The sequence below is a fragment of the Citrobacter pasteurii genome, assembly GCF_019047765.1.
Classification (GTDB): domain Bacteria; phylum Pseudomonadota; class Gammaproteobacteria; order Enterobacterales; family Enterobacteriaceae; genus Citrobacter; species Citrobacter pasteurii.
The window spans coordinates 1,494,143-1,519,753 of sequence record NZ_CP077262.1 but is presented as its reverse complement, the minus strand read 5'-3'; the positions used below and the strand labels follow the sequence as shown (position 1 = coordinate 1,519,753).

Sequence of the window (25,611 nt, the reverse complement as noted above, 5' to 3'; positions counted from 1 at the left end):
TCAGGACGCTCCTTTTAAGCACCAGGCCATTTCCCGCGCGCGGCGGTTCTCCAGACCTTTATTTTTCACACCGTTAACGTAAATCCAGCGCGGTAGCTGGTTGCATGCCTGCCACCACTGCTGGCGATTGATATATGACACCATGGTTGACCTGCAGATCGCGCCGGTCCCCACATTGAAGCCAATACTCACCAGCGCATCGTAGACATGTTGTGGGGGCTTAACCGTCAGGCAGGCCTCCAGCCTTTTTTCAGTCAGCAACACATTGTTTATTAACCCCTGCGCTGCCTGCCGTTCCGTGATAGCTTTCCCCGGCACCACCCCGGATGTATTGCCGATCCCGTCAGTCCAGACACCTGCGCTGCACTGATACGGCTGCAGACGACATCCCTCGTAATCGGCAATCAGTTTCAGCCCTTCAACGGAGGTTTTGAGCGACTGAAAACCGGGCAGCGTGGCGGCGACAGCCAGCACAGCCCCAACAAGGCAGCGCTTAACGATTGAAGGATTCATATTCCCCCCGTGAAATTTTGCCATCGCGCAGCAACCTGAAAGAATGGTGTTTGTAGTACCAGTTGATAGCCAGCATCAGCACACCAATCAGCACGCCGCCAACCGTTGATGCATCCTTGAGCGACAGATCACCCAGCCATGCCAGCAGCACGGCGATGCAGTAAGTAATAAAGGCGCTGATTCGTTCAAGCGTCATAATTCAGTCCCATAGCTGGACGGTCTGCGCCGTGGTTGACGCCGTAATGTCCGGCAGTTCCACCTGCAGCCCGTGCGGTAAAAATGGGCCGTACTCTGCCAGCCCCGGATTTGCCTTCAGAACCTGCTCAGTGACCCCCTGCGTGCGCCCGTAATGACGCCAGCAAAGCGCGTCCACCGTGTCATACTGATGCGCACGCACTTTCATCAGATAAGCTCCACTGTACAGTGCGGTGCATCCTGCACCCGGCTGATAGCCCATCGGGCATCACGCCACAGATCGCCGCTGGCCTCCGACAGCTCCGCCCCCCGTTTCACACCTGACGCCGTGGCGTCATAGTCCTGATAACGCTCATTGAGTACGGCACGCGTCCAGCAAAAAACGGCGTTATGGTAGTGCCGGATACGCTCGCTTTTACCGTCCAGCATGTCCGCCGGAACCTCAGCCAGTGCCCGGTAGCCCAGCAACTGCTGGCGGTTGCGGAAGTCGTACAGCTCAGCGTTAACCTCAGAAATAGCCGTCAGCACAACCTGCTTTAAACGCGGCTGCGTCACCGTGCCGTCAGTTCGCATCACACTGCGAAATTCCAACAGGTCCACATCAGGCCAGAACGGCGTATTTTTGATGACCTCCGCCTGTTCCGGTGCCTGTTCGGGCGCAACAAACTTCATGCGGCTTTCTCCTGAATAAGTGGGCGGTGGACGGAATTTTGATATGGCAGTGCCTTTCGCCATCCCGTGCCGCCCGTGCGCGGGGCACGTTCTTTAGCGGCTGTCATTGCGCAGTCTGCGCTCCAGCTGCTGCTTTTCTTTTTTCACACCGCAGCGGGGATCAAGCTGCAGCGCATGGGTAAGGTGATTCAGGGCAGACGCCGGGTTGCTTTCGCTCAGTACAGCGCCGATGGCTTTATGCAGGCGCGCCCGCGACTGGTCCGGCATATCCAGATCGGTGGTCAGGTCCAGCGTCTGCAGAAGCAGATCGGCATCAAAACCGGCAGCGGCAAGCAGAGCGCTTTGCGCCGCGTCTGCCATTTCTTCTGCCAGCACGGTCTGCACGTTACGGTTGCCCAGCGGCATCACCCAGCCATGGCGCAACGCATGGCGCCCGATTTCGAGCGCACCGGCATAATCACCGGCGTCGATACGCCACAGCATCACGTACATCAGCACGTCATCCTGCTGTGCACCTCCGGCTGCCAGCACGCCCTCCGCCCAGGCGGAATATTTCGGCAGCAGCTCCACCTTGATTTCCGCCTTTTTCACCGTGGACTGGACGCCCTTGAGGCGGCGGCGGTCTTCTGCCAGTTGCAGCAGCATCAGGTCATACCCCGACGCATGGCGAACACTGCCGCCCTCACGGGCGGCCTGTTCGGCCTGAATGCGCAGGCGGTGTTGCCGTGCGGGACTCAGGCTCATGCGTTATTCCCCACCTTCCGGTGCGGCAGGCACTCTGAAATCACCGATTTCGATGTTTTCTACCAGCGCCGCGCAGCGGTAGTCCTCGACCACATACGCCTCGTTGACGGATTCAAAGTTTTCAATCCGGTCGCGTTTCGGGTTGTCGATAACAGAACGGCGGCGGGTGTCTTCCTGCCAGTAGATGGACAGGTTATCCAGACGGGTGATCAGCAGGGCATTTGCCGGGAAGAAAGGCGCGCGCACAGCCTGCAGGCCGCCCATGCGTTTCTGGCTGATGATCAGATCGGCGGCGATTTTCTCGCTGTTGTCCTGCTCTTTGTTGACCAGCGGGAAATACTTGTCAGACAACAGTTCACGTCCGCAGACAACAACCAGCTCGTCATCATCCTGATACTCGACATCGATCAGCTCGTTGACGGTATCCATCACCACCGCGTCAAGATTTAGATACTTACCACCCGGACCTACTTTTACTGGTTCTGCAGTAGTGGTGCCGTCTTCTGCGGTTTTGCTGCCCATGACGTGATCCGGCGCGTCTTCGCGGATTTTCTGCAACCATCCTTTATTGACGTCCTGCAGCAGCGGGTTTTCAGCACGGTTGGAGGTTTTGGCGCGCTTCACGCCGTTAAAGCCGATCATGATGCGGTCCAGCGCCTGACGCTTGACGATGGCGTTGCGAATACGCACCTGGAAGTCCTGGAATTTCGCCCACAGGTCCAGTTTTGCGTAGGTCAGCACCGTATCAAAGTTGGTCTGCTCGCATTTGTATTCCACGTCTTCCATCAGCGTCGGATCGGTAGGCTCGCGCTCTTTGGTGGTGGTATCGGTGGTTCCTGCAATGGTGCTGCCCACGCCCAGCCCCAGCAACTGACCGGACTGCTCAGTGACCGGCGTGATGTTAATCAGCGTCAGGAAAGCGGCGGACTGCTGGATCTGGTCTTCCAGCGTCTGCTGCACGGACGGCTCCACGGTAAACTTGCTGGACAGTTCTTCAACTTCCACACCGTTCAGGCGCGCCAGTTGCTGCAGGTAAGCGTTAAAGGCAAAGCGGGTTTTCTTTTTCATCGGGTTTTATGCTCCATCAGCAATTGGTCAGGGTGCCTGCCGGTGCGTCACCGCCCGGCGCGCGCTGGCGGTAATCTTTGCGGCTGTCTTCACGGCTCAGCTGCTGCTGTAACTCGGCAAAGGCGGTCTGCTGCTCCTGCAGGGAGGACTCCAGCTCAGAAAGGCGCTGGTCCTGATCGGACAGGGATTTATCAGTGCGCTCGCTCAGGATCTGCTGCTCAGTAGCGACCAGCTCCACGGCTTTATGCACATCAGAGAATCGCGCATCGTCGGTCTGCTCTTTTTTGGTGAACAGCGCGGTGACGCGGGCAAAGAGGGACGGCTTTTCGTCCTGGGCTTCTTCCAGTTCAATCAGCGTTTCAACCGCTTCCGAAAACAGGTTTTCAGGGTTCAGCTTACGGTTTGCCAGCGGGTTATGTGCTGCACTGGCGCTGAAAGCCAGCATTTCGGTGCCCAGGCTCGCAGGATCGTCCGTCGCACCCAGCCCCACAAGATAGGCTTTGCCGGTGTCGGCAAACTTCGTGCTGACCTCCATGGAGGTGAAAAGCTTCTGGCCTTTTTTCACCAGTTCCACCAGGGCGTCAGTGGGTTCGATATCGGCATAAAGTGCCATCTTGCCCGCCAGCGGGCCGTCCTGGATTTCTTCTGCAACCAGCCCCGTCACCCTGCCATAGCGGTTAAAAGTGCTCTCCGGCAGATAAGACTTGATGTGCTCAAGGTTAATCAGCGCGGTATAGACCGTCGGGTTGTAGCTGGCAGCCATCTGTACCAGCCATTCACGCTGGATCTCGCGCCCGTCAGTGGTGGCACCTTCCACCCCGATACGGAAACGCTTTGCTTTCACTGTCATGAGCCATGCTCCGTTAGAAATAACTTACTGGAGCCTTATGTTTGCGGTGATGGGGGGAGTGAGACAACGCGCTGTATTTGTACGGTAAACCACACAAAACGCAGCCGGGGAAAGCCGCCATACAAGGCCGTATGTTTGGGCCATGAACACGACACTGACCCCCGCAGACCTCGATCCCCGTCGGCAGGCCATGCTGCTGTACTTTCAGGGATACCGCGTAGCCCGCATTGCTGAAATGCTGGGCGAAAAAGTTGCAACCGTTCACAGCTGGAAAAAACGCGACAAGTGGGGCGACTATGGGCCGCTGGATCAAATGCAGCTCACCACCGCCGCACGTTACTGCCAGCTCATCATGAAGGAGCAGAAAGAAGGGAAAGACTTCAAGGAAATTGACCTGCTGGCGCGCCAGTCAGAGCGCCATGCCCGGATCGGAAAATTTAACGATGGCGGGAACGAAGCTGATTTAAACCCGAAAGTTGCCAACCGTAACAAAGGTCCGCGCAGGCAGCCGGAAAAAAACGTTTTCACCGACGAACAGATCGAAAAGCTGGAAGAAGTCTTCCACGCCTCTATGTTCGACTATCAGCGTCACTGGTTTGAAGCAGGGAAAACAAACCGCATCCGCAATCTGCTCAAGTCGCGCCAGATTGGCGCCACGTTTTATTTTGCCCGTGAAGCATTGATTGACGCTCTGCTGACCGGACGCAACCAGATTTTCCTTTCTGCCAGTAAGGCACAGGCGCACGTCTTTAAGCAGTACATCATCGACTTTGCCAAAGAAGTTGAGGTGGAGCTGAAAGGCGATCCCATGGTGTTGCCCAATGGTGCAGCTTTGTACTTTCTCGGCACCAACGCCCGCACGGCGCAGAGCTACCACGGCAACCTGTATCTGGATGAATATTTCTGGATACCGAAATTCCAGGAGCTGCGCAAGGTTGCCTCCGGTATGGCCATTCACAAGAAATGGCGACAAACCTACTTTTCCACGCCGTCCAGCCTGACCCACAGCGCGTATCCGTTCTGGTCCGGCGCGCTGTTTAACCGGGGCCGCGCCAAAGCGGACAAGGTGGATATTGACCTGACCCACAGCAACCTTGCGCGCGGCCTGCTCTGCCCTGACGGACAGTACCGCCAGATCGTCACCGTGGAGGATGCGGTGCGCGGCGGCTGTAACCTGTTCGATCTCGACCAGCTGCGCATGGAGTACAGCCCGGACGAATACCAGAACCTGCTGATGTGCGAATTTATTGACGATCTGGCGTCAGTATTCCCGCTCAGCGAGCTGCAGGCGTGCATGGTGGACAGCTGGGAAGTCTGGACTGATTTTCACGCACTGGCGCTGCGACCGTTTGGCTGGCGAGAAGTCTGGATCGGCTATGACCCGGCGAAAGGTACGCAGAACGGTGACAGCGCAGGCTGCGTTGTTATGGCTCCACCCACTGTACCGGGCGGAAAGTTCCGCATTCTGGAGCGTCATCAGTGGCGTGGGATGGACTTTCGCGCCCAGGCGGACGCTATCAAAAAACTAACGCAGCAGTACAACGTGACCTATATCGGCATCGACTCGACCGGCGTCGGGCACGGTGTTTATGAGAACGTAAAAGCGTTCTTTCCCGCTGTCCGGGAGTTTGTCTACAACCCCAACGTCAAAAACGCCCTGGTGCTCAAGGCGTACGACATTATCAGCCACCGCCGTCTGGAGTTTGACGCCGGACACACCGACATTGCGCAGTCTTTCATGGCAATCCGCCGGGCCACTACCGCCAGCGGCAACCGCCCTACCTACGAAGCCAGCCGCAGCGAAGAAGCCAGCCACGCAGATTTGGCCTGGGCAACGATGCACGCACTGTTTAACGAACCGCTGCAGGGCGAATCCGCCAATACCAGCAATATTGTGGAGATTTTTTGATGAGTGAACACGACGCCCTGACCAGCACCGCGCCAGTGCAGGAGGCCGAACAGCAGAAGAATACAACTCACGCCGAAGCGTTCAGCTTTGGCGATCCGATCCCGGTACTGGACCGCCGCGGACTGCTGGACTATGTGGAATGCGTACAGATGGAGAGATGGTATGAACCTCCGGTGAGTTTTGACGGGCTGGCGCGCACCTATCGCGCCGCCGTGCATCACAGCTCACCCATTGCGGTAAAACGCAACATTCTGACCAGCACGTTTATCCCCCACCCGCTGCTCAGCCAGCAGGCATTCAGCCGGTTCGTGCAGGATTATCTGGTGTTTGGTAACGCCTATCTGGAGAAACGCACCAACCGCCTCGGCGGCATTCTGTCGCTGGAGCCGTCGCTGGCGAAATACACTCGCCGTGGCGTGGATCTGAATACCTACTGGTTTGTGCAGTATGGCATGACCACGCAGCCCTACGAGTTCACCAAAGGCAGTATCTTTCACCTGATGGAACCGGATTTAAACCAGGAGATTTACGGTCTGCCGGAATATCTGTCCGCGATTCCCTCCGCCCTGCTGAACGAGTCCGCTACACTGTTCCGCCGCAAGTACTACATCAACGGCAGCCACGCTGGCTTCATCATGTACATGACTGACGCAGCGCAGAACCAAGAGGACGTGAACAACATCCGCCAGGCCATGAAAAGCGCCAAAGGTCCGGGTAACTTCCGCAACCTGTTTATGTACTCGCCGAACGGTAAAAAGGACGGCATCCAGATCATCCCGTTATCAGAGGTTGCGGCGAAAGACGAGTTTCTGAACATCAAGAACGTCAGCCGCGATGACATGATGGCAGCGCACCGCGTACCGCCGCAGATGATGGGTATCATCCCAAACAACACTGGTGGGTTTGGTGACGTAGAAAAAGCTAGTAAAGTGTTTGTCCGAAATGAATTAATTCCGCTTCAGAAGCGACTGCAAGAAGTTAACAAGTGGGTTGGCGAAGAGGTAATTCGCTTTGAACCATACAGCCTAGATGCAGGTTAATATATGAACTGCGAGCCCAGATTGGACTCACAGCGCACATGAATCTTTTTAGATGGCTGGGTTGATATAATCACCTACGCCATCTCCTTGTAAACTAATATACTCAACTCGCCACTGATCCATTCGTCTTAATGCATACAAACTAAATTCAATGTCTGGCACTGCATTACAGGACATGAGCGCAATAAGCTCACTTTCAGCCGGATCACCGTGATACTCTGTAAATAGCGCTTGGATTTGTTCCGCCGCCTGTTCAGCTTCTTCTCTTGCCGCCGGCCCTCCAACTATAGCGTCGTAGACCAGATGAATATTCAGTTCATAAGGAACGCCTTCCTCTAAGTCATTACAGCGATCTTCACCTAAATCGAAGAAAACGCCGATCAAAAAGACTGAGTGCGCACTCACCACTTTTGCTAGTTCTTTTTCAAACCTAAATTTCCTCGTGTCGAAAGCCCTAAGCCGACTCTCAAACACATCAGGAAAAGCTGGCCGCCCATAACGAGCAGCAAGCCATTGCTTTAACCCTTGTTTTTCTTCAGCAGAGATTTCACATGCCGGATCACACTCTACACATGTGAATCGTTCTTTATCTATCCACTGCTTGTTGTCATGCTTCAATTCAATAGCATTTTGATTTGCGTCTTGCGCATGTTCAAAATGTAAGTGCAAAACTCTGGGATGTTTCGCACGTGCATAATTGCCAGCCCCCTTAATGAGAGGGCCAGCTATAAGTTCAACACGGGGTTCAGAAGAACTTTGCAAGTCACAATCATGACTGATCACGACAACCTTAACGCCGGTTTGCTCTTCGGCTAGTATACCCAAAGAAACAGCATCCTCATGCTTAAGAACCTGGCCTTGGCGCCATGCTGAAGCGATATCAACCATAAATGACTTTCTACTCCTTCATTCCTGAACCCGGTATAGAAACAGACGACATCCACCCGTCAGTCGGTGTGCTTTTGCTTCCAGTTAAATTCGCTTTGATTCCAGCATTTTTAAGCTGACGAGCTTCTTCAATTAAGAGATTTACCGACGGTTTCCAGTCATCACCTCGTTGAATCAGATCAACAATAGATAATCCATCAAACGCCTTCATTTTCGACATTAACTTAGCATTTTCGACCCCCGCTTCGTTAAAACGATCGGCTAACCTGCTAAGTTCAATGATATAGCTGGCCTTCCCTATATCATCCGGCTGACTCTCACCTGATAACCATTTATACAGAGCTTGCCTAGTAATGCCCAATTCTTTAGCCAACTCTGACATTGATGGAGAAAGAGTGTCCCGAACATTATTTAAATGCTCTGAGATCGTCCTAATATCAACAGGCTCGTTATCAGATTCACCATGAGTTTCAAGTTTAGATAACCCAAACTGAACTTTTGGTTGTACAAAACCGCGCCACTGGTTTACATCCTTTACAGAATAGCTCGCTCCAGTTCCACTCAGGAACATTGAGGTGGCAACGATTATCGCTCCAGCAAAGGGCGCTAATCCTGGAGTTTCGTAGTAACTACCTGTCATGGATTGACGCATATCACACCTCCTCGGTGTTATACCCACCTATTAATAGCATGCTCAGATACCATCTTATTAAAGGTCCCCTTAACAACGCCATGCAGTGAATTGAATTGTTGTTCAATTAAGTCTATCGCTGGCGGTAAGTTTCCTTCAACGTAATGATCCGTATCAATAATCCCATGCCATAGAGCTTTTTCGCTCCTGAACCGCTCGAGCATATCAACCCCAGTGGGCAAGATATCCGGCGGGAAACCCAGTTGACCATGCATTTTATGTAAGCGAGTTACTAAAAATCCATGATTTATCACAGGGCCAACATTTGTCTGGAAAACCATCTCATTAACCGACTGTATAGGAGATAAATCCAAGTCGACTCCATGCAAACCATTGCATAGATACTGCTCAATGGATTCCCCCTCACTAGGTATAACGGCATCCAGATACCGTAAACCAAGTCTGGTCAAAAGGGCTGGGTTAGCGTGTTGTAGAACAACTGACAACCCTTCTATCAATGCCTGAAAGAACGGACCATGTTCTTTGTAATCAGTCGTCTGGAACGTAATAAAGTCATTACCCAGGACAAAACCAGAGGTTTTATTAATGTTAGACATGTACCACTGTTGGACCGTTTCAAACGATGGTTGAGGCGGCTCACCAGGCGTACTAACATCAAACATCATTTGCATTGCTTCTTTTCTTTCAAAGAGCGGATAGCCCTTTAAACGCAATGCATCCTGAATATCATCAACATACTTTTTCATCGCCTTTATCGGCGTAAACTTAACTTGCGCCAGCGCATAGTATACGGGTGCATTGGACATGCGGTTGCTGTCGCTCATGTCGCCCTCCTAATTGTAATATCCATAAATAACGTTCTTCTTAATCTAGTTTACATCTTGGTTGACACATTAACCATCACAAAGTTCCACTAAGACATTTTTTGATAATGCCCACGATTAAACCACGACGCGCGCGCTCGTATCCCCGCCACGCCTGCCCGCTTTATGCAGTGGTTTTCATGCACCTGCATGACATAAACAAAAGCCCGCCATTCCTGGCGGGCTTCAGCTAAAACGATCCTTAAACGATCATGCAGATTCATGCGGCATAGACATGCACGTTCATTTGGTTCTGGTAAAGGAATGGGGAAAAGAATTTTTTAGCTTGCCCTGTAGACATCTACGACTAGTCCCCCAGTATATCCTCATTGGTATCTTTCCGATTATCCTGGTTTCCCGATTATCCTTATTAGGGAGACGTTTCCGCCTAGAGGATATGAGACATTTTCACCCCCTGCCCTATGGACATCTGCGACCAGTGGTAAATACTATAACTTACTGCAATAAGGGTATAAAGTGTGATTATTGAAAATCACGGAGAACTTAGATGAATATAGTTACAAGCGATAATGAAAGCAACGACGACGTTACCGTTTCAGGCAGCCCAGCCAAAGCAAAGTCTAGCCGGGTAGCCGATGAAAAATGGGGAAAAGAAGTGATGAAGGCCGGGTTCTGCATAATCCCATCGCTTTTACTACGATGCCAGCAACGCTTAGGTCTAAACCCTTCCCAACTCGCAGTTCTGTTGCAACTGGCAGATTTTTGGTGGGAGGCAGGCCGAAAGCCATATCCAAGCAAGCAAACGCTATCTGACAGATTAGGGCTAAGCACACGCCAGATTCAACGATATATGGCAGAGCTTGAGCAGGCAGGTCTACTCGTCAGGATCGTTCGTTCTGCGGATGATAATGGAAAACTCAGTAACGAATACGATCTGTCAGGATTAGTTAAGAAGCTCCGGGAACTCGCGCCCGAAGTTTTGAAAGCCAAAGAAGATACCAAGCAGGTAACACGCAAAGGTGGGTTAAAGAAATGATGGGCGTAAAAAAACCCGCAAAGCGGGTTTCTTTAGTACTGCTGTATTCTTATGTCCCGGGAGGAGGCTTTCGCCCGCAAGGCCCGTGGCTCTCAGGGAAGATAGTATACGCTTGGAGGATAGGATGTCAATTATGACTCAAGAGGACATGGAATCCGTTCGTTTCGCACTATCACATGCCCGCATGTCTACCTACGAGGCTGCAATGGCGCATGATTATATGTCAGCACTCAGATTGTACGCCTGGAATGCCCAAGTGTCCGCAGCATTGTTTGCGTCTATACAAATCTGCGAAGTGGTTATTCGCAATGCTGTATCTGATGCGCTGGAAGAGATTTACGGTCAACAGTGGGCATGGAATGCAACATTCATTAAAAGTTTACCTTTTCGCAGAAGGCAGGAATTAGAGACAGCGAGAGAAGGCTTACAAACGGTGGGCCAAGTTATACCGGAATTAAGCTTTTATTTCTGGCAGCAAATGTTCACTAGCCGACACTTTGGGCGAATCTGGGAAAACCACATTGAGCGCATTTTCCCTAATATGGATAAAAAAATGGAAAAACAGCTTAAGCGTATCCATATCCATGACGAACTTGAACATATTAGGAATCTGCGTAATCGAATAGCTCACCATGAACCGATTTTTCGGAGTGATCTTGAAGCTGACTTCCAAAGGATTGTTAACTTGGTGATGTTGAAGTGCTCCACGTCAGCACAGTGGCTGGTGCAGAACAACTTATTCACTACTATCTATTCGCAAAAACCTTAGTCGCATATGCCATGCACTGCAGGCTCAGAATCACCCATCCTAGTCTGAGCCCAGGCATTTAATCAAAGGGGGAGTAATTCGCGTCACACTCATCACTTCTCTGCTCAACCCTGGTGACCTCTATCAAAAACCCCAGGCCGTCATGCAACGAAACAGGGAAATCCAGCTCAAGTCAGAAACAATCCTCATAGATGCGGCCCAACCAAAAACCCCCGCTGCACTCCTTTGGACGCTGAAAAAAGACCCATCCGCCAGTGGTAAACCGTTCCAGCACCTTGCCCCGATAGATAATCTGGTGATTAATGTCTTTTTTACCCATGGCTAACGCCTCGCTACTCTCGTTGTTCAACCTCGCAGGCGTCACAATAAAGTTCTGACGCCTGCAACGTTTCTTAATGCAACCAGCTGTCGTCCTCCCAGACCTGCTGCATAATTTCCATCACTCGCTTTTTGTCTTCATCCAGTTTTAACCCGCTCAGTTCAACACCATTGGCACTGCCCTTACGGATACGAATTGCTGTTTTGGGATACAGAGGGCGCAAATTACGGTAAAGCTCGGATTCAAGGGCTTCCAGTGTGGCCTGGCTAATCTTCTGCTCTTTATCGATCATTATTTCAATGCGCATACAGATTCCCTTTAACTGGTAACGTCCATTGACCGGCTGTATTCATGGCTGCGAATTTTCGCCATCAACTCGTCTGTCAGTTCGGACACCCACTGGATAGCCAGCCGCTTTTCTTCGTCGCTGCACTCACTAGCCGCTACAAGCTTGATAAAAAAATCAATACGCTGGAGCTTCAATGACTCTAAAAGATAGTCCTGCATCTTCCCTCCTATCATTACACGGATACACAAATACTGTATATATACCCACTGTTTATATAAACAGTACAATAGGAAAGAAAAAATGTAAAACTCTTTTTTGTCAGTTAATTGGATGTACTGGCGCCAGTCAATAAAGCACGAAATGTTAAACAGCATTCTTAGTACCATTGACGCCATTTGTCATCTTCCTGCAGCCTCTGGTTACGGTAAAAAATACGTAAACCGGCACCGGATGGAATGCTGCCGCCACGCAGAAGCAAATCAATCTCAGATGCACTACCTTCAAACCCTCTGGCAGTCAGTTCTGCCTCAAGCTGCCGGCGCTGCTGCTCCGAAATACTCTGTATGTATGCTTTTTTCCGCTTCGGTTTTACCAGTCTCAACCAGGCTGTCAGCTCCCGCCGTTCCTTCTGGCCCATGTTGTGGAGATATTCCTGCAGCTCTTTCTCATCCATGGTTTTAATATCGGGTAAATCACCCCCTGATTTGTTCAGATTTTCAACAGGGGGACAGTTATTGCCACGAGTCCAAGGGGCGCAAGCGCCCTGGTCGGCTGCCGCCTCCTGAACGTCAACGGCCTTACGAACCTTTTTCCACTTCATCGCGTGCGTGCAAATCTTGCCCTCTACAATCGGGGACCAGATGCCATAGATACGGATACCGTGATCGCCGTAGGCGCTCGGTTCGTCGTTAAGCTCATAAGCCGTGCGGACAAGGTGATGTTTGCGGGGAACCAGTACACCGCCCTGCTTCATGATGTAAGTGGCAAAGCAACCCGCATCTGCAGCTGCCAGTACCGCATCCAGACGCGGGTTATCCAGTACCGGCGCACCCGCTTTGCGTTCGCCCTGCACTCTCGCCGCCTGACCAGCAAGCAAGCGCAGCTCGCGGTATGCCTGACGCCCAGGAATACCAAAGAAACGAAATTGCTGAACACGGTGCAGTGACGCCCAGGCGCTGACATGCTCGGCGCTGTCACGCAGTGATCTGCCGGTTTCTTTGCTGATTTCTTTAGCCAGCCCACGCCCGTCGATGTTCTTACTGATGTATTTGGCGATATAGCTAGTCGGCGTTCCCTTGCGCGGATTGATTAGCTCGGACTTGAAGCGCGGCCCGGTATTGGTGCCCAGCTCCTCGCGGTCTTCACGGATGGCAAACTTACGCAGCAGTGCGGTGATGGAACGGCGGTCTTTTTTGCGCATGAAGCACAGAAGATGCCAGTGCACGGTGCCGTCATGGTGCGGCTCTGCAACGCGGACGCCGTACCAGCGCAGCCCGGCCTTGTGCATGGCCTTGCGGAAAGCGGCGAACGTATCAACCAGATAATCACTGCTCTGCCGGACAGTGGCGCTGGTCCATTTCGGATTAGGTCTGCCATTGTTGAGGGTTGCGTGGAAGCGTGACGGGCAGGTGATGGTATAGAACACCGCGCAGTCTCCGCGCATTTCCGCGATCAGCTCCAGCCCTTTAACACAGGCCATCATTTCATTACGGCGGTGCGCCGGGTTGCTGTTGCTGGCGTTCACCACATCTTCCATATCCAGCGTGTCACCGTCTTCGTTGACCAGCTCATGCGAGCGGAAGAACTCCAGCGATTTGCGGCGCTGCTCGCGTTTGTGAATCACGGCTTCGTAGCTGACATACGGGGACGCTTTCTTGTTGACCAGGCAGACAGCACGCAGTTGCTCCTCCCGCCACTCGCAGCGCATCTGCCACAATTTGCGATACCACCAGTCCGCACACAACATGCGCGCCAGCGACGGTGGGATCAGTTCATAAGGCACCGGCTTGCGGCGGCGCTTTTTGCGGCGTAACTGCTCAAAGGCAGGCGGGATGACCTCAAGGCGCATGGCTTCTGAAGCAACCCTTTCCCATGCCTGGCGGATTTCTTCTGGTTTAACATCGTCACTGGCAAACAGATCACCGCAGGCCGCATCAAGACACATGCTCATATGCGCCGCAACCAGCGTGGAAAGGCGCTTAACCTGATCCTGATTCATTTCAGGCAGTACCAGCAGCCCCTCCAACCCTTCTTGGCTCGCCATGAACCGGAAAGACGCAGACACCTGGCTGTCACGCACGTGCTCCAGCCGCTCAAGACACGGTCTGATTGTTTCGCGCAGATAGCGGGAATAAGCTTTAGCCCTGCCCAGGCTATGGAAGTATTTAATCCGCTCCAGCAGAGGCTTGCTGATATGGGCAGGCATGGCGCTTACATCGGCAATAATCACCAAATCTGGATTAACGCGCTGCTGTTCGCGGGCCATTTTGGCATGGCTAATCAGCCGATCCTGCTCCATTTCACGCTGGACAGGATCACGGGATTCATTAAAGAAATAGCGTTCCCAAACCTCATCACTCAACGCCTCACGGCGCAGATGCCCATGCTCGTTATCCGCTGCGTACAGAGTGATGAGGTTTGAAAGCGCAGACTCCGGCGCTACTTCCGCTGGGTCCAGATACGGGTTAACCGCTTTTTTTGGGGCATTCCATGGAAAAGCCACGGCGGCCTCATTCGAGCCGCCGGTGGTTTGTGCATGATGTAATGTGAATTTACTCACTGCCACGCCCGCACCTCAGCTTCCACCGAGATATCAGGACCAGACGCCAAATCAACACCAAACCAGCATGCTGATTTTGTGGCGATGATTTCTACTGCAGTTTTACTATCACCAGCAGCCACGCCCATGCTGCGCTTAGCGGTTATACGATGGCGAGTAAAATCACGATAAAGCGAACGTGTCAGAGACGTATCGCTGTTGGACACGATAACCGGATGACCTTCTAATGACCGGCGTTCAAGAATAGACGCCAGATGGTACTGATCATCCTCTGTAAAACCAGCTGTGTGATATCCGTTAAACGTGCCGTCATATGGTGGATCGCAATAGACAACATCACCCGTTTGCAGCAGTGCCAGTGTCTCGTCATAGCTGGCGCAGATAAACGTTGCGCGTTTTGCTTTGTCTGCAAATGCGCGTATTTCGTTTTCAGGGAAGTACGGCTTTTTATAATTACCGTAAGGAACATTAAAATAACCGTCCAAGTTATAGCGACACAGTCCGCGATAACCATGGCGATTTAAATATAAGAAATACAATGCGCGTTCAATTGCGCCACCATGGCGCAAGTTAAACTCCTGTCTCGTCTTATAATATGCCTCTGGTTCATTACGGGCTTCAAAAAGATATCTGCCCTCATTGATGAAGTATTCAACATCATTCTTAATCACCTGATAGAGATTAATCAGGTCTGGATTAATATCCGCGACAAGATAATGAGGATAGTCTGTCGCCATCATTACAGCGCAGGAACCCGCGAAAGGTTCAACCAGTCGCGGGCCAGCAGGAAGGTGCTTAATCAGTTCCGGCATGATGGCGGTTTTATTTCCCGCCCATTTCAAGATAGTGCTCATACAGCACCCCCTACGTAATGTTTGCCTTTCAGCTCCGCAATCTCCTGACAAGTGACACAGCACTGCACGCCCGGAATGGCTCGGCGACGTGCTGGCGGGATCGGTGCATCGCAATCAATGCAGAGCACACGGGAAACGCCCGGTGTTCTGTTGCGGGCGGTGTGGATGTGGCGCTGACGTTCTTCTTCAACGCGTTGCTGTACAAGGTCCATTGAATCAGCCATCAGTGGATCTCCTGCGCTTCGTTCTGAATGTTTTCAGCCGCAATACGCAACAGCTCCGCCGCTTCAACGTGGTTAAGCTGACGTGACGTGATATGGCAAGCTAGGCTATCAAGACGGGCTGCCATTGCCGCGGCACGTGCCCGGCGTTCTTCCATGCGTGCATCCGTCAGCATCTGGTTAAGGCCAGCATCATCTGATCCTGTTTTGGTGATACGGGTTTCAATATTTCGCATTGTTGTTTCTCCTGAATTTGGGCAATAAGAAGCCCGGCGGGTTTACGCCTTTAATTTCGGTTGTTGGTTAATTCGGCATGGCTAGCCGATTTGGAAATAAACTCACCACTGTACGGAAATGGTTCATTGCTTTAATCAGCTCCCGCTTTTCGTCAGTCGTCAGCCCACTAACATTGACGCTATGACGTTCCGCCGGAATCTTTGCCATAAAGAATATTGCGGCTAGTGCGCGTTTATTCTGCTCATGGTTAATATCCCGTTGGTCCCGCATATCGCTAATAAAGCGCTCCAGTTCTGAATCAATATTTAAGCCAAACACTTTCGCCCTTAATTCCGCGATGTGGTTTAACCCATTAAGGCGGAGGCCAGCGCTTAGCGGAACAGTCACAGCATCGCCTTCAATAGCCATGGTTTCCCCTGCTTTTTAGTCGACAGTTCTTCCAGCAGCGCATCCTGAGAGCGGCATGGATGCCAGCGCTTGCCATCCTTCCCCATAATCCATCCATGACCGCAGTGCATTGCAGGACTTTGCTTAACGAGCAGTGATGCAAAAGATGGTTCTTTAGTCAGCATAACCACCTCAGATCAGACCGAACGAAGCGCCCAGGCCCGTCACGGTATCTACCGCGCTTGCCATCGCCGGATTCGCCTGCAAACGCGCATGTAATGAAACTGCGGTGAGTGCCATCAGGCGCGTGACAGAGTTGATGCTGTTGATAACATCGCGGCGGCCCGCACTGGTTTTTACATCACCGGAAACTGCGCCTGCAGCTACTCGCCCAATCTCCGCAGTTGCACTCATGACGTAATGCGGCAGGTTCTCTTTTGCCACTTCATTCAGTGGCACACAGGGCAGGCAATGGATTTGAGCCAGAAACCCATCAACCAGCGTTGAGTCCTCTGTGATATCAGTCAGCAGCCAGATCTCCGGCGGAGTGAGTTGATGTGGTTGGTCCGGGTTCAGTTTGTTGCGCAGAGTCTGGACGTTCATTCCTGCACGCTCTGCCAGCTTCGCCATGTTATGACGCAGCGCGAAAGCCCGGCAGGCTTCGTCAAAGTGTGGATGTTTGGAAATCTTATAATCAAACATGTGCCCCTCTCAAAAAGTTCTCATAATTGAACTTACTGACCAACAATGACGCGGAAGTTGGAATGACCGAGGGATTCACGAACCTGGTCGGTTTTGTACATCAGATAACGAAGGCTTACGCGACCTTTGTTTTTTTCTTTCTTAACCATGTACTTGGCAAGCTGACCATGGTGAATTTTCTGGTAAACAGAGCCACGGGAGATACCTTCCCATTCAGCGAACTCTGCAGGTGTAGCCATCTCTTTTGGTACACGAATTGAAATATCAGTGCTCATAGTGCAATATCTCTCGGTTAAGGTTTGGTTTACGTCGTTTTATCTTGTTTTATTTGATTCAATAATTGATACATCGAGATACTACGATCCAATATTTGATACGTCAATAGGATTAAAAAATGATACAAGTGAAAGCTGGCGAGAATACCGGGGGAAGAGAGGCTATCCATAGGCTAATGGCCGCCTATGATTTCAAGTCCAGACAGCAACTGTGTGATCACCTGGGCGCATCAAAAAGCACTATGGCAAACAGATACTTAAGAGATAGTTTTCCGGCAGAATGGGTGATTCAGTGTGCTTTGGAGACTGGGGTTTCTTTACTGTGGCTCACTACTGGACAGGGCGAGACAGGTTCAAATATCGAACACAAAAAAGATATCAATTTCGTGAACTCTAGCAAAGTTAAACCCCTTTCTGAGCTTGTTTCCCCCGAAATTGACAAGGCAACTCTCAACGGTGGCTTATTGGTCGATGCTGGAAAAGCAATCATTGATAGCAGTCTACTCCCCTCGGACTCAGGCAACCTATTGCTGGTGAATACTTCTGGAGATTCTTATTTAGTGGACCGCAGCCAAACGCCTCCAGTTAACGGTATGTGGTTGGTAGATATCGACGGAATAAAAAGCATCGTGAAGTTAACACGGCTACCAGGAAACAGATTGGTGGTCCATCAAGACGAATCATCCTTTGAGTGCAGCCTTGATGATATTGAGGTAGTAGGCCGCGCATTAAAAATAATTAAGAGCCTTTGATATGACCATCAGAAAGCAGCCAAACGGAAAATGGTTGTGTGAATGCTACCCGAACGGGCGCGACGGCAAGCGTGTGCGCAAACAATTTGCGACGAAAGGCGAAGCCGTAGCATTCGAAAACTTCACCATGGATGAAGTAAACAAAAAACCATGGCTAGGGGAAAAGGAGGATCGGCGGCATCTGTCAGAAGTGATAGAGCAATGGCACTCACTCTACGGGCAGACGCTTGCAGATCCCAAACGCCTGATGGCGAAACTTAGAATTATCTGTAATGGCCTCGGCGATCCCATCGCCTCAGAACTGACCGCCGGTGACTTTACGAAATACCGCGAAGCACGGCTAAAAGGTGAAGTGCGAAATGAAGATGGCGCGCTTATGTCGCCCGTTAAACCCCGCACTGTAAACCTTGAACAGCGCAACCTATCATCGGTTTTTGGCACACTGAAAAAGCTGGGCCACTGGTCAGCCCCCAACCCGCTTGCCGGGCTGCCAACATTTAAAATCGCAGAGGGCGAACTGGCGTTCCTGACCCCGGAAGAAATTAAACGCCTGCTTGATGCTTGCGCAGATTCTCAAAGCTCCAGCCTGTTGATGATTGCAAAAATATGCCTAGCCACCGGCGCGCGTTGGAGCGAAGCCGAAAACCTACAGGGCCACCAATTATCGAAATACCGGATCACCTACACAAAGACCAAAGGCAAGAAAAATCGAACCGTGCCAATATCTCAGGATCTGTACAACGAACTACCCAAAAACCGAGGGAAGTTATTCACGCCATGCAGAAAAGCTTTTGAGCGAGCAGTGAAGCGGGCTGGCATAGATTTACCTGAAGGCCAATGTACTCATGTGCTGCGTCACACATTTGCCAGTCATTTCATGATGAACGGCGGAAATATACTCGTTCTTAAAGAAATCCTTGGTCATGCCGATATAAAAATGACAATGGTTTACTCGCATTTCTCTCCTGACCACTTGGAAGATGCTGTTACGAAAAATCCACTTTCGACTTTAGGATATTAAAATGAAGCTAATAGATGAACTTATTGATATATACGACACCTTAAACAAACACCCTTTATTACAACCACCTTATGAACATAAAGGAAATTTGATAGATGATTTTAACGAGCGTATTGAATGTTATTTAAGAGCCATTGATGAAATAGCTTTTAACTACCCTAACAACAACTTAATAAAACAAATCAAGAGAAGAAAAATAACAATCACAACATTTTCAGAAAAAATAACAGATACTTTAACGCAGTATTTGAGAGGAAATATTAGAGAAGCATACTCAACTTTTGACCAAGCCATCACACGCACAGCAATGAATACTCACATATATAATATGACAAGACCTTTATCTAAAATAGGTAATGAAGACAATCTATTATTTCGAGTCAGAAGCAGTGACACCATATTGAAAGAGCGCAAAGAACTATTTCATATACCTTTTGAGGATAGACATAGAGTCGGTGCGATGCGCTTTTCTGTTTCTGGATTGCCGTGTCTTTATCTTGGTTCATCGATATTTGTTTGCTGGCAAGAAATGGGAAAACCTGACTTTGACAAACTTTATATTTCATCGTTTAAGACTGATGAAGAAACAGATGATTTAAGAATATTAGATCTTGGTTATAACTTAACATCAGCAGTAAGAACAAAACCATTAGATCGATTCTTCCATTATGATATCAATTATAATGAAGAGAGTGAACTAGAAGAAATCACCGATATTGAAGCCGATAATCAGGAATCAAATGGAAATTATGGCTCTTGGGGAATCAATAATATTATTTCCAAGCTGTTAGCATGGCCTTTAGTTCTCGCGTGTAACTATAGTAAATATCACACCACCGCTAACTTTCACAAAGAATACATCATTCCTAATCTTTTAATGCAGTGGATAAGCAGTGACAAAAACAAAAATATTTCGGGCATATCATATCGCTCTACAAAAATACTTAATCAAAAAAATAAAAGCATCGGTATAAACGTGATAATCCCTCCTAAAATGGAAGCGTTACCTGTTGATTTTTCAGGCCATTGCCCTGTACTCAAAAGAACATTTTTAATGACAAATCCAGTATCATGGACCGTATTCAGTACTCTGGACATCATTCCAGACAAATACAAGGGAGATAGTGCTAATACCATAGACGATGAACATCGATTGAGTTCCAACACTAAAATTGAAAGCTTAGATGAATCTTTAGTTGAACTCTATGAAAGATCAACATTCAAAAAGGTAGAGCTTCTGATAGATCAAAAAATGAACTACAAGCGGATATCCTAATGGCGACATTTTGGCGGCAGAGCATTAAAAATAGATAAAACGGTCAAAAACCACATAATACTAATTCATTGTTTTTAAACATAAATCATTGTTTTCGCTGTAACAAAAATGGTATGTAGGAATTTCGGACGCGGGTTCAACTCCCGCCAGCTCCACCAAAATTCTCCATCGGTGATTACCAGAGTCATCCGATGAAGTCCTAAGAGCCCGCATGGCGCAAGCCCTGCGGGCTTTTTTGTGCCCGTTACAGACCGAGAACATCCGGCTAAATCCAGAGAAAATTGGGCACCGCCTCATGTGAGCGGATATAGCGACCGACTGTCTGATTAATCTCCCATTTTGTCACGTCGATATTGTTGCGCAACCCTTGCATTCTGCGCAGGCTCGGTTCATCACCGGCAAGGAGCTGCTCGCGATATTTCCATTCAAGGTCGGCCAGCCCACCAAACACCGGTGACAAGCCCTTGGCGTAAGCTGAGGGCATTTTGTATCTGTTCGGTTTAACCCTAGCCCCACGAAAATTGGATTAGAACAACACCAAATTGCATCTGGACAACATATCATCTGCTTACTGTCATTCAATTGGGTGAATAAAATAGAATTAATACATCCGATTTTAATATATATATCCACAAAAAATAAAAACCGCATGGCACAATAGAAAAAAAAATCAAAACATCTAAAAAATAATGGTAAAATCCTTAGTAAATTTAATAATAAATAAGAAACCACGAGCCATAAAAATTTAGCTTTAGTCAGCCAATAACAATAAGTTAGACCATCATTGATTGCATTAATAGAACGTTTCAGGGACAATAAAAAACTGTTCTCCATTTTAAATTCATGCAGGAGGCATGATGGAGCAGCTTGATAAACAGGTCATACCCATTCGTCAATTACTTTCTGTTAAGCAATTAGCGATTCCGAGTTACCAGCGCCCTTATCGCTGGAATAGCAAAAATATAGCTGACCTTTTTTCCGATCTGGGATCACATCGTGATAAAACGGCCTATCGACTAGGCTCCGTTGTTTTCCATAAGCACTCGGAAGAAGAAAAAACGTGGCTGGATATTGTTGATGGTCAACAACGAACCCTGACCTTAATGCTGGCAGTCAAAGCATTGACAGAAACTCGCCTGCACAACCTCAAACGCAAAGACCTGGTCGAGCAACTTACCAAACTCAAACCTGATGTCGATGCTTTTATGGCACGTCAGCGTTTTACCAGTCTGGATTCACAAGCCAATCTTCGACGTAATTACCTGGAGTTACTCAGGCTTGTTGAACGCACCGAGTTCAGCGAAGAACTTATCGACTTTATGCTGAACCGCTGCGAAGTTGTCACTTTCGTGTTGAATGAAGTTTCAGAAGCATTTCAGTTCTTCGATTCACAAAATGCACGCGGTAAAGATCTGGCTCCCCACGATCTACTTAAAGCCTTCCACTTACGTGAGTTTTCCTCTGATGAAGCTGGGCTAAAAGCTAAAGCCGTCGCTCACTGGGAGAGGTTGCCTAGCGAAAGGCTGGCAACGCTCTTTGCCAATTACCTGTTCCGGGTTCGTCAGTGGGCAGAGGGTAAATCAGCCCGCTTCTTTGGCAAAGGTGAAGTTGACCTGTTTAAAGGGATCAATATTTCTCAGATCGCGCATTTCCCGTATGTGGGTTCATTGCGGATCGCCCACCACTATGTCGATGATTACAACAGTCAATACCAACGCAAAATTGACGGTCAGAGCCTAAGCTTCCCCTTCAGTCTGGATCAGATGATCATCAATGGCCGCCGTTTCTTTGAAATGGCCGAACATTATCAAAAGCAGGTCGCCGTTATTATCAACAGAGAAAAAGATGCTGATGAGAATAAGCCAATTACTCTATTGAATGAAGTGCTGGAACCCTGCGCAAGCAATATTCTATACACCCTGAACAGCTATGTCAGGCGCACCCGCACTGGCGATCGCTATGTCCGGGCGATGTTCGATTGCGCTCTGATTTTTTATATTGATAAATTCGGGACTCAGGAACTGTCTCTGGCGATAGAAAAATGCTTTATCTGGGCATATACCTGCCGTATTGGTCAGCAGGTGGTTCAATTAGCTACCGTCGATAACTATGTGCTACATAACAACCTACTACGTACTATCCGCGATGCACGTCACCCCAAAGATCTACATGCTTTCCCCCTGCGCACACTCGGCATCCAGGATAATAAAAATAATCGCAATGGAACTGAAGATGAGCTAATCATGCTATTCAGGAAGATGAGATATTATGAGTAATTCCCACGTACGGCCTTTTTTTATAAACGATTTACTTAGCGACCGCGCAAAATATTTGATTCCAATGTACCAGCGTAATTACGCCTGGGGCCAGGGCGAAATCACTCAGCTTTTACAGGATGTGCTGGATTATCAGAAAAAATCCACTTCCGCCAGGCACCCGCAGACTTATTACATCGGTACATTAGTGGTGTTTTCCCGGGGTGATGACTGCTATGAAGTTATTGACGGGCAACAACGCTTTACAACGCTCTCCCTACTTGCTAACTGGCTCAAATGCCACGCAGATAAATCTGTTGATATGCAGTGGTATCAAAAACTCAATCTCACTTTCGAAAGTCGTCCTGTCTCTACCCTCACCTTCGAAAAGTTATGGCAAGGCGTAGATGTGCAACATATGCGCGGTGACGATTATAACGAAGGTTTGATCAGAGGTTACGAAATGATCGGCAAAGCATTGGCTGAGCTTCAGCTTAAAGGCCGCGCGTTGAAGGTGTTTTGCACGTATCTGTTCAATCACGTGCAGATTTCTCGTATCGAAGTGCCAGCAGATACCGATCTTAATCATTTTTTTGAGGCGATGAACAATCGCGGCGAACAGCTCGAAAAACACGAAATCGTCAAAGCGCGTCTGATGAATGTCCTGAATGGGATTAGGAATACCAAAGAGCGGCACAAAAGTCTTGATACTCTGGCCAGGGTATGGGATGCGTGTTCGAATATGGAACGTTACATCCAATACGGTTTTACGCCAAAAGAACGTCAACAACTGTTTGGCAAAAAGCATATACATCAATTTAATCCGACCAGTTTCTCAAATTTGGTTGAATTGCTGGATCAAGCTGGCTCATTTCCAGATACCGACGCCACAGAAGCGCAACATCAACGCCAGGGGCAAACTCTGGAAGAAATATTGTGTGACACTCGTCTGGACAGTACTCTCCAGCAAGAGGAAGACAGCGCAGGCTCAGAGCGTTTTAACAGCGTGATAAATTTTTCAAATTTCCTTCTTCATGTACTCCGTCTTGTCTGCAGAGACCCGGGGACAACTGAGGGAGTGCCACTTGATGACAAGCAACTCGTTGAGCAATTTGAGTCACGCCTGCTGAAGCAGGAAAAGCCAATCGCCGCGGTAAAATCTTTCATTTATAGTTTACTGAAATGCAAATATCTTTTTGATCGCTATATTATTAAGCGAGAATTCACTCAGGGCACTGACGGATGGAGCCTGAAACGCTTGTATCAATACTCGCCCCAAAGTGTAGGTTATGTTAATACCTTTGATAATAACGAGGGAGAGTTTGATGATATAAACCGCCAGGTCCTGATGTTGCTATCAGCTTTCCATGTCTCAACGCCAACACTGGTTTATAAACACTGGCTCAATGGTGCGCTGACATATTTGTTTGATGAGCACAGTCCGGAAGATGAAATTGATGCTGGAGACTACCTGGCATATCTTGAGAACATGGCTCGCCGCTTTGTCTTTATGCGATTTTTAGCCCAGGATGAAACTGTATCATATTACAATATGATCTTTGGTGATGATGATTTTCTTCCAGAGATCATCTGCGACAAACGTTGGTCGCAGGCTATCAACGCTAAATTACGATTCGGGACTATCGAAAACAACTTTGTTTTTAACTATCTTGACTATTTACTTTGGAAAAAACAAAACACGAGTAACGATATTGCCCGCCGTTTTGAGTTTACCTTCCGAAGCTCGGTGGAACATTTTTATCCTCAGCACCCTATAGATGGCCACCCCAAAATGGATGAAGAGCAGTTACATGATTTTGGGAATCTCTGCCTGATTAGCCACAGTAAAAACTCGCGGCTAAGTAATTTCCAACCCCAGCAAAAGAGAGAACATTTTGAAGCCAGCCTGGCTCGTAAAGAGATCGACAGTCTGAAACTTCTGGCGATGCTCGAGCTGATGAAGCGCAATAAGCAGTGGAGCGAGAAAGAGATTATCAGTCATGGTAAGGAGATGGTAGCGCTGCTGGCCGAGGAAGTGGAAGAGATGTATTAATGCAGAAAGCCGCTCCCGGCAAGGTGTCGCGAGCGGATATAACGTTGTCGGCGTGTTATGGCGGTGCGGGCACCTATGCCGTCATTCTTTCATTGTTTATCAGCGTTGCCAGGCGCTTAATCTGTTGTCCTTCGCTATCAAAATTACCCTCATCAAGCCAAAGGGTGAACGCTTCGCGTAGCGCTGGGTATTCACTATCAATGATCGAATACCACGCGGTGTCCCGATTACGCTGGTGTACAACAACGGCCTGACGGAATATGCCTTCAAAGGTAAAACCAAAGCGTGTTGCTGCCGCACGAGAAGGCGCATTAAGCGCATCGCATTTCCATTCAACGCGACGATACCCCAGCCCCTCAAAAACATAATCTAACAGCAGCGACATGACCTCCGTTGAAACCCGCGAACGTTTCATGCGTGATGAATAGGTCACCCAACCCACTTCTATTACGCCATTCGATGCATCAATGCGCATAAGTGCCAGCGTGCCGACAGCCTGCATACTGGCCAAATCGATTACGGCAAAATGCATGGGGTCGGTCTGCGCCGCAATCTTCGTTAAATAGTTTAAGAAAGAATCAAAGGTCGCGAATGGCCCTGACGCGAGATAGGTCCAGTCGCGAGAGTCAGGCGTATCGCAATAGGCTTCATAAAGTGCCTTTGCGTGGCGTTCGACGTTAATACGCTCAAGTTTGCAATAATGACCGGTGATGTGCTGAGCCGCGGGAAATCGCGCACCTTGCCAGTCCGGTAACGCTAAACCAACGGGTTGCTGGAATTCATTAAACGTGGATGACATGCTATTTACCTCTCATAATAGAGTGTCAAATGACTGCAGAATAAGAGACATCTGACGGGGTAAAAAGAACCACAATGGATGTTTTTAACAGATCCACATGGCAATGCTATACCGAATACCAGCACCGTATTGCTTATGCGCAATTAAAAAATACCGGTCATGCAACTGTGGTGGAAATAAGAAACACTGCTATTAATGACATTATTATGCGCCATCGCTATCAGCATCAAAG

Annotated in this window: 30 protein-coding genes and 1 pseudogene; 9 read left to right on the top strand and 22 right to left on the bottom strand. The window is 49.2% G+C overall.

The window, feature by feature from the left end; genetic code table 11:
- From I6L54_RS07410 to I6L54_RS07380, 7 genes are all read right to left on the bottom strand, one after another.
- A complete protein-coding gene (locus I6L54_RS07410; RefSeq protein ID WP_040233372.1) occupies positions 1–513 on the bottom strand; it encodes a lysozyme in 513 nt (170 codons plus the stop codon).
- Positions 494–709, bottom strand: a complete 216-nt coding sequence (locus I6L54_RS07405; RefSeq protein WP_040233371.1) for an HP1 family phage holin — start codon at positions 707–709, stop codon at positions 494–496. The genes I6L54_RS07410 and I6L54_RS07405 overlap by 20 nt, the downstream gene beginning before the upstream one ends.
- A 3-nt stretch (positions 710–712) precedes the next feature.
- A complete protein-coding gene (locus tag I6L54_RS07400; protein ID WP_001397651.1) occupies positions 713–916 on the bottom strand; it encodes a tail protein X in 204 nt (67 codons plus the stop codon).
- A complete protein-coding gene (locus I6L54_RS07395) occupies positions 916–1,380 on the bottom strand; it encodes a head completion/stabilization protein (RefSeq protein WP_040233370.1) in 465 nt (154 codons plus the stop codon). Before I6L54_RS07395 ends, I6L54_RS07400 begins: the two co-directional genes overlap by 1 nt.
- Before the next feature lie 93 nt (positions 1,381–1,473).
- Positions 1,474–2,124 carry a phage terminase small subunit gene (gene gpM / locus I6L54_RS07390; RefSeq protein WP_024552863.1) on the bottom strand — a complete coding sequence of 217 codons (651 nt, stop codon included), beginning with the start codon at positions 2,122–2,124 and terminating at the stop codon, positions 1,474–1,476.
- Between the two features lie 3 nt (positions 2,125–2,127).
- Complete coding sequence (locus I6L54_RS07385; RefSeq protein WP_040233366.1) at positions 2,128–3,192, bottom strand: phage major capsid protein, P2 family; 1,065 nt, start codon at positions 3,190–3,192, stop codon at positions 2,128–2,130.
- 16 nt (positions 3,193–3,208) lie between these two features.
- Positions 3,209–4,042, bottom strand: a complete 834-nt coding sequence (locus I6L54_RS07380) for a GPO family capsid scaffolding protein (protein WP_040233365.1) — start codon at positions 4,040–4,042, stop codon at positions 3,209–3,211.
- A gap of 142 nt (positions 4,043–4,184) precedes the next feature.
- Here I6L54_RS07380 and I6L54_RS07375 point away from each other — a divergent pair, with 142 nt between their 5' ends.
- Both I6L54_RS07375 and I6L54_RS07370 read left to right on the top strand, forming a co-directional pair.
- Positions 4,185–5,951: a terminase ATPase subunit family protein gene (locus tag I6L54_RS07375; protein ID WP_040233363.1), complete on the top strand. Its 1,767-nt coding sequence runs from the start codon at positions 4,185–4,187 to the stop codon at positions 5,949–5,951.
- On the top strand, positions 5,951–6,991 hold the full coding sequence (locus I6L54_RS07370) for a phage portal protein (protein ID WP_040233361.1): 1,041 nt from the start codon (positions 5,951–5,953) through the stop codon (positions 6,989–6,991). Before I6L54_RS07375 ends, I6L54_RS07370 begins: the two co-directional genes overlap by 1 nt.
- Positions 6,992–7,039: 48 nt before the next feature.
- Here the strand turns inward: I6L54_RS07370 and I6L54_RS07365 are convergent, their stop codons facing one another.
- Genes I6L54_RS07365 through I6L54_RS07355 form a run of 3 tightly spaced genes read right to left on the bottom strand, consistent with a single transcriptional unit; the run spans position 7,040 to position 9,355 of the window.
- Positions 7,040–7,879 carry a hypothetical protein gene (locus tag I6L54_RS07365; protein WP_040233360.1) on the bottom strand — a complete coding sequence of 280 codons (840 nt, stop codon included), beginning with the start codon at positions 7,877–7,879 and terminating at the stop codon, positions 7,040–7,042.
- Positions 7,880–7,889: 10 nt separating this feature from the next.
- Positions 7,890–8,531 (bottom strand): helix-turn-helix domain-containing protein, encoded by a 642-nt coding sequence (locus I6L54_RS07360; protein ID WP_052463784.1) that lies wholly within the window; start codon positions 8,529–8,531, stop codon positions 7,890–7,892.
- Between the two features lie 17 nt (positions 8,532–8,548).
- Positions 8,549–9,355 carry a TIGR04255 family protein gene (locus tag I6L54_RS07355; RefSeq protein ID WP_040233359.1) on the bottom strand — a complete coding sequence of 269 codons (807 nt, stop codon included), beginning with the start codon at positions 9,353–9,355 and terminating at the stop codon, positions 8,549–8,551.
- Between the two features lie 547 nt (positions 9,356–9,902).
- Between I6L54_RS07355 and I6L54_RS07350 the strand changes: the two genes are divergently transcribed.
- Positions 9,903–10,391 (top strand): helix-turn-helix domain-containing protein, encoded by a 489-nt coding sequence (locus I6L54_RS07350; RefSeq protein WP_040233356.1) that lies wholly within the window; start codon positions 9,903–9,905, stop codon positions 10,389–10,391.
- 124 nt (positions 10,392–10,515) lie between these two features.
- Complete coding sequence (locus tag I6L54_RS07345) at positions 10,516–11,160, top strand: Abi family protein (protein ID WP_209442488.1); 645 nt, start codon at positions 10,516–10,518, stop codon at positions 11,158–11,160.
- A gap of 392 nt (positions 11,161–11,552) precedes the next feature.
- On the opposite strand, the gene I6L54_RS07340 is transcribed toward I6L54_RS07345, so the two are convergent.
- From I6L54_RS07340 to I6L54_RS07295, 10 genes are all read right to left on the bottom strand, one after another.
- Positions 11,553–11,786: a DinI family protein gene (locus I6L54_RS07340; RefSeq protein WP_019077494.1), complete on the bottom strand. Its 234-nt coding sequence runs from the start codon at positions 11,784–11,786 to the stop codon at positions 11,553–11,555.
- An 11-nt stretch (positions 11,787–11,797) separates the two neighbouring features.
- Positions 11,798–11,986 carry a hypothetical protein gene (locus tag I6L54_RS07335; RefSeq protein WP_001154444.1) on the bottom strand — a complete coding sequence of 63 codons (189 nt, stop codon included), beginning with the start codon at positions 11,984–11,986 and terminating at the stop codon, positions 11,798–11,800.
- Between the two features lie 158 nt (positions 11,987–12,144).
- Positions 12,145–14,553: a replication endonuclease gene (locus tag I6L54_RS07330; protein WP_040233353.1), complete on the bottom strand. Its 2,409-nt coding sequence runs from the start codon at positions 14,551–14,553 to the stop codon at positions 12,145–12,147.
- Positions 14,544–15,401 carry a DNA adenine methylase gene (locus I6L54_RS07325; protein ID WP_040233352.1) on the bottom strand — a complete coding sequence of 286 codons (858 nt, stop codon included), beginning with the start codon at positions 15,399–15,401 and terminating at the stop codon, positions 14,544–14,546. The genes I6L54_RS07330 and I6L54_RS07325 overlap by 10 nt, the downstream gene beginning before the upstream one ends.
- Entirely contained in the window at positions 15,398–15,625 is a 228-nt protein-coding gene (locus tag I6L54_RS07320) for a TraR/DksA family transcriptional regulator (protein WP_016150819.1), read from the bottom strand. Before I6L54_RS07320 ends, I6L54_RS07325 begins: the two co-directional genes overlap by 4 nt.
- The gene (locus tag I6L54_RS07315) at positions 15,625–15,858 is read right to left on the bottom strand and encodes a DUF2732 family protein (RefSeq protein WP_040233350.1); all 234 of its coding nucleotides are present in this window, start codon (positions 15,856–15,858) and stop codon (positions 15,625–15,627) included. The genes I6L54_RS07320 and I6L54_RS07315 overlap by 1 nt, the downstream gene beginning before the upstream one ends.
- A gap of 67 nt (positions 15,859–15,925) precedes the next feature.
- Positions 15,926–16,267 (bottom strand): DUF5347 family protein, encoded by a 342-nt coding sequence (locus I6L54_RS07310; protein ID WP_040233349.1) that lies wholly within the window; start codon positions 16,265–16,267, stop codon positions 15,926–15,928.
- Positions 16,243–16,431, bottom strand: coding sequence for a phage filamentation protein Fil family protein (locus I6L54_RS07305; RefSeq protein WP_072041498.1), 189 nt, complete (start codon positions 16,429–16,431; stop codon positions 16,243–16,245). The genes I6L54_RS07310 and I6L54_RS07305 overlap by 25 nt, the downstream gene beginning before the upstream one ends.
- Positions 16,432–16,438: 7 nt before the next feature.
- Positions 16,439–16,948, bottom strand: a complete 510-nt coding sequence (locus tag I6L54_RS07300; protein ID WP_040233348.1) for a phage regulatory CII family protein — start codon at positions 16,946–16,948, stop codon at positions 16,439–16,441.
- 32 nt (positions 16,949–16,980) lie between these two features.
- Positions 16,981–17,223 (bottom strand): Rha family transcriptional regulator, encoded by a 243-nt coding sequence (locus I6L54_RS07295; RefSeq protein WP_000102106.1) that lies wholly within the window; start codon positions 17,221–17,223, stop codon positions 16,981–16,983.
- A gap of 119 nt (positions 17,224–17,342) precedes the next feature.
- Here I6L54_RS07295 and I6L54_RS07290 point away from each other — a divergent pair, with 119 nt between their 5' ends.
- Genes I6L54_RS07290 through I6L54_RS07280 form a run of 3 tightly spaced genes read left to right on the top strand, consistent with a single transcriptional unit; the run spans position 17,343 to position 20,272 of the window.
- Complete coding sequence (locus tag I6L54_RS07290; RefSeq protein ID WP_040233347.1) at positions 17,343–17,975, top strand: phage repressor protein CI; 633 nt, start codon at positions 17,343–17,345, stop codon at positions 17,973–17,975.
- A 1-nt stretch (position 17,976) separates the two neighbouring features.
- Positions 17,977–18,996: a site-specific integrase gene (locus I6L54_RS07285; protein WP_040233345.1), complete on the top strand. Its 1,020-nt coding sequence runs from the start codon at positions 17,977–17,979 to the stop codon at positions 18,994–18,996.
- A 1-nt stretch (position 18,997) separates the two neighbouring features.
- Entirely contained in the window at positions 18,998–20,272 is a 1,275-nt protein-coding gene (locus I6L54_RS07280; RefSeq protein WP_040233343.1) for a hypothetical protein, read from the top strand.
- A 286-nt stretch (positions 20,273–20,558) separates the two neighbouring features.
- Here I6L54_RS07280 and I6L54_RS07275 read toward each other — a convergent pair.
- Positions 20,559–20,711: pseudogene (locus I6L54_RS07275) on the bottom strand (phage polarity suppression protein); the annotation flags it as partial.
- Positions 20,712–21,126: 415 nt separating this feature from the next.
- On the opposite strand from I6L54_RS07275, the gene I6L54_RS07270 reads away from it, so the two are divergent.
- Positions 21,127–22,548: a DUF262 domain-containing protein gene (locus tag I6L54_RS07270; RefSeq protein WP_040233339.1), complete on the top strand. Its 1,422-nt coding sequence runs from the start codon at positions 21,127–21,129 to the stop codon at positions 22,546–22,548.
- Positions 22,541–24,580, top strand: a complete 2,040-nt coding sequence (locus I6L54_RS07265) for a DUF262 domain-containing protein (protein ID WP_040233338.1) — start codon at positions 22,541–22,543, stop codon at positions 24,578–24,580. Before I6L54_RS07270 ends, I6L54_RS07265 begins: the two co-directional genes overlap by 8 nt.
- A gap of 73 nt (positions 24,581–24,653) precedes the next feature.
- On the opposite strand, the gene I6L54_RS07260 is transcribed toward I6L54_RS07265, so the two are convergent.
- On the bottom strand, positions 24,654–25,379 hold the full coding sequence (locus tag I6L54_RS07260; protein ID WP_005123004.1) for a GNAT family N-acetyltransferase: 726 nt from the start codon (positions 25,377–25,379) through the stop codon (positions 24,654–24,656).
- Positions 25,380–25,611 lie beyond the last annotated feature (232 nt).

Bases quoted from the DNA above. Each gene is read 5' to 3' on its own strand.
- I6L54_RS07410 (WP_040233372.1), bottom strand. From the start codon at position 513: ATGAATCCTTCAATCGTTAAGCGCTGCCTTGTTGGGGCTGTGCTGGCT.
- I6L54_RS07405 (WP_040233371.1), bottom strand. From the start codon at position 709: ATGACGCTTGAACGAATCAGCGCCTTTATTACTTACTGCATCGCCGTG.
- I6L54_RS07400 (WP_001397651.1), bottom strand. From the start codon at position 916: ATGAAAGTGCGTGCGCATCAGTATGACACGGTGGACGCGCTTTGCTGG.
- I6L54_RS07395 (WP_040233370.1), bottom strand. From the start codon at position 1,380: ATGAAGTTTGTTGCGCCCGAACAGGCACCGGAACAGGCGGAGGTCATC.
- gpM (WP_024552863.1), bottom strand. From the start codon at position 2,124: ATGAGCCTGAGTCCCGCACGGCAACACCGCCTGCGCATTCAGGCCGAA.
- I6L54_RS07385 (WP_040233366.1), bottom strand. From the start codon at position 3,192: ATGAAAAAGAAAACCCGCTTTGCCTTTAACGCTTACCTGCAGCAACTG.
- I6L54_RS07380 (WP_040233365.1), bottom strand. From the start codon at position 4,042: ATGACAGTGAAAGCAAAGCGTTTCCGTATCGGGGTGGAAGGTGCCACC.
- I6L54_RS07375 (WP_040233363.1), top strand. From the start codon at position 4,185: ATGAACACGACACTGACCCCCGCAGACCTCGATCCCCGTCGGCAGGCC.
- I6L54_RS07370 (WP_040233361.1), top strand. From the start codon at position 5,951: ATGAGTGAACACGACGCCCTGACCAGCACCGCGCCAGTGCAGGAGGCC.
- I6L54_RS07365 (WP_040233360.1), bottom strand. From the start codon at position 7,879: ATGGTTGATATCGCTTCAGCATGGCGCCAAGGCCAGGTTCTTAAGCAT.
- I6L54_RS07360 (WP_052463784.1), bottom strand. From the start codon at position 8,531: ATGCGTCAATCCATGACAGGTAGTTACTACGAAACTCCAGGATTAGCG.
- I6L54_RS07355 (WP_040233359.1), bottom strand. From the start codon at position 9,355: ATGAGCGACAGCAACCGCATGTCCAATGCACCCGTATACTATGCGCTG.
- I6L54_RS07350 (WP_040233356.1), top strand. From the start codon at position 9,903: ATGAATATAGTTACAAGCGATAATGAAAGCAACGACGACGTTACCGTT.
- I6L54_RS07345 (WP_209442488.1), top strand. From the start codon at position 10,516: ATGTCAATTATGACTCAAGAGGACATGGAATCCGTTCGTTTCGCACTA.
- I6L54_RS07340 (WP_019077494.1), bottom strand. From the start codon at position 11,786: ATGCGCATTGAAATAATGATCGATAAAGAGCAGAAGATTAGCCAGGCC.
- I6L54_RS07335 (WP_001154444.1), bottom strand. From the start codon at position 11,986: ATGCAGGACTATCTTTTAGAGTCATTGAAGCTCCAGCGTATTGATTTT.
- I6L54_RS07325 (WP_040233352.1), bottom strand. From the start codon at position 15,401: ATGAGCACTATCTTGAAATGGGCGGGAAATAAAACCGCCATCATGCCG.
- I6L54_RS07320 (WP_016150819.1), bottom strand. From the start codon at position 15,625: ATGGCTGATTCAATGGACCTTGTACAGCAACGCGTTGAAGAAGAACGT.
- I6L54_RS07315 (WP_040233350.1), bottom strand. From the start codon at position 15,858: ATGCGAAATATTGAAACCCGTATCACCAAAACAGGATCAGATGATGCT.
- I6L54_RS07310 (WP_040233349.1), bottom strand. From the start codon at position 16,267: ATGGCTATTGAAGGCGATGCTGTGACTGTTCCGCTAAGCGCTGGCCTC.
- I6L54_RS07305 (WP_072041498.1), bottom strand. From the start codon at position 16,431: ATGCTGACTAAAGAACCATCTTTTGCATCACTGCTCGTTAAGCAAAGT.
- I6L54_RS07300 (WP_040233348.1), bottom strand. From the start codon at position 16,948: ATGTTTGATTATAAGATTTCCAAACATCCACACTTTGACGAAGCCTGC.
- I6L54_RS07295 (WP_000102106.1), bottom strand. From the start codon at position 17,223: ATGAGCACTGATATTTCAATTCGTGTACCAAAAGAGATGGCTACACCT.
- I6L54_RS07290 (WP_040233347.1), top strand. From the start codon at position 17,343: ATGATACAAGTGAAAGCTGGCGAGAATACCGGGGGAAGAGAGGCTATC.
- I6L54_RS07285 (WP_040233345.1), top strand. From the start codon at position 17,977: ATGACCATCAGAAAGCAGCCAAACGGAAAATGGTTGTGTGAATGCTAC.
- I6L54_RS07280 (WP_040233343.1), top strand. From the start codon at position 18,998: ATGAAGCTAATAGATGAACTTATTGATATATACGACACCTTAAACAAA.
- I6L54_RS07270 (WP_040233339.1), top strand. From the start codon at position 21,127: ATGATGGAGCAGCTTGATAAACAGGTCATACCCATTCGTCAATTACTT.
- I6L54_RS07265 (WP_040233338.1), top strand. From the start codon at position 22,541: ATGAGTAATTCCCACGTACGGCCTTTTTTTATAAACGATTTACTTAGC.
- I6L54_RS07260 (WP_005123004.1), bottom strand. From the start codon at position 25,379: ATGTCATCCACGTTTAATGAATTCCAGCAACCCGTTGGTTTAGCGTTA.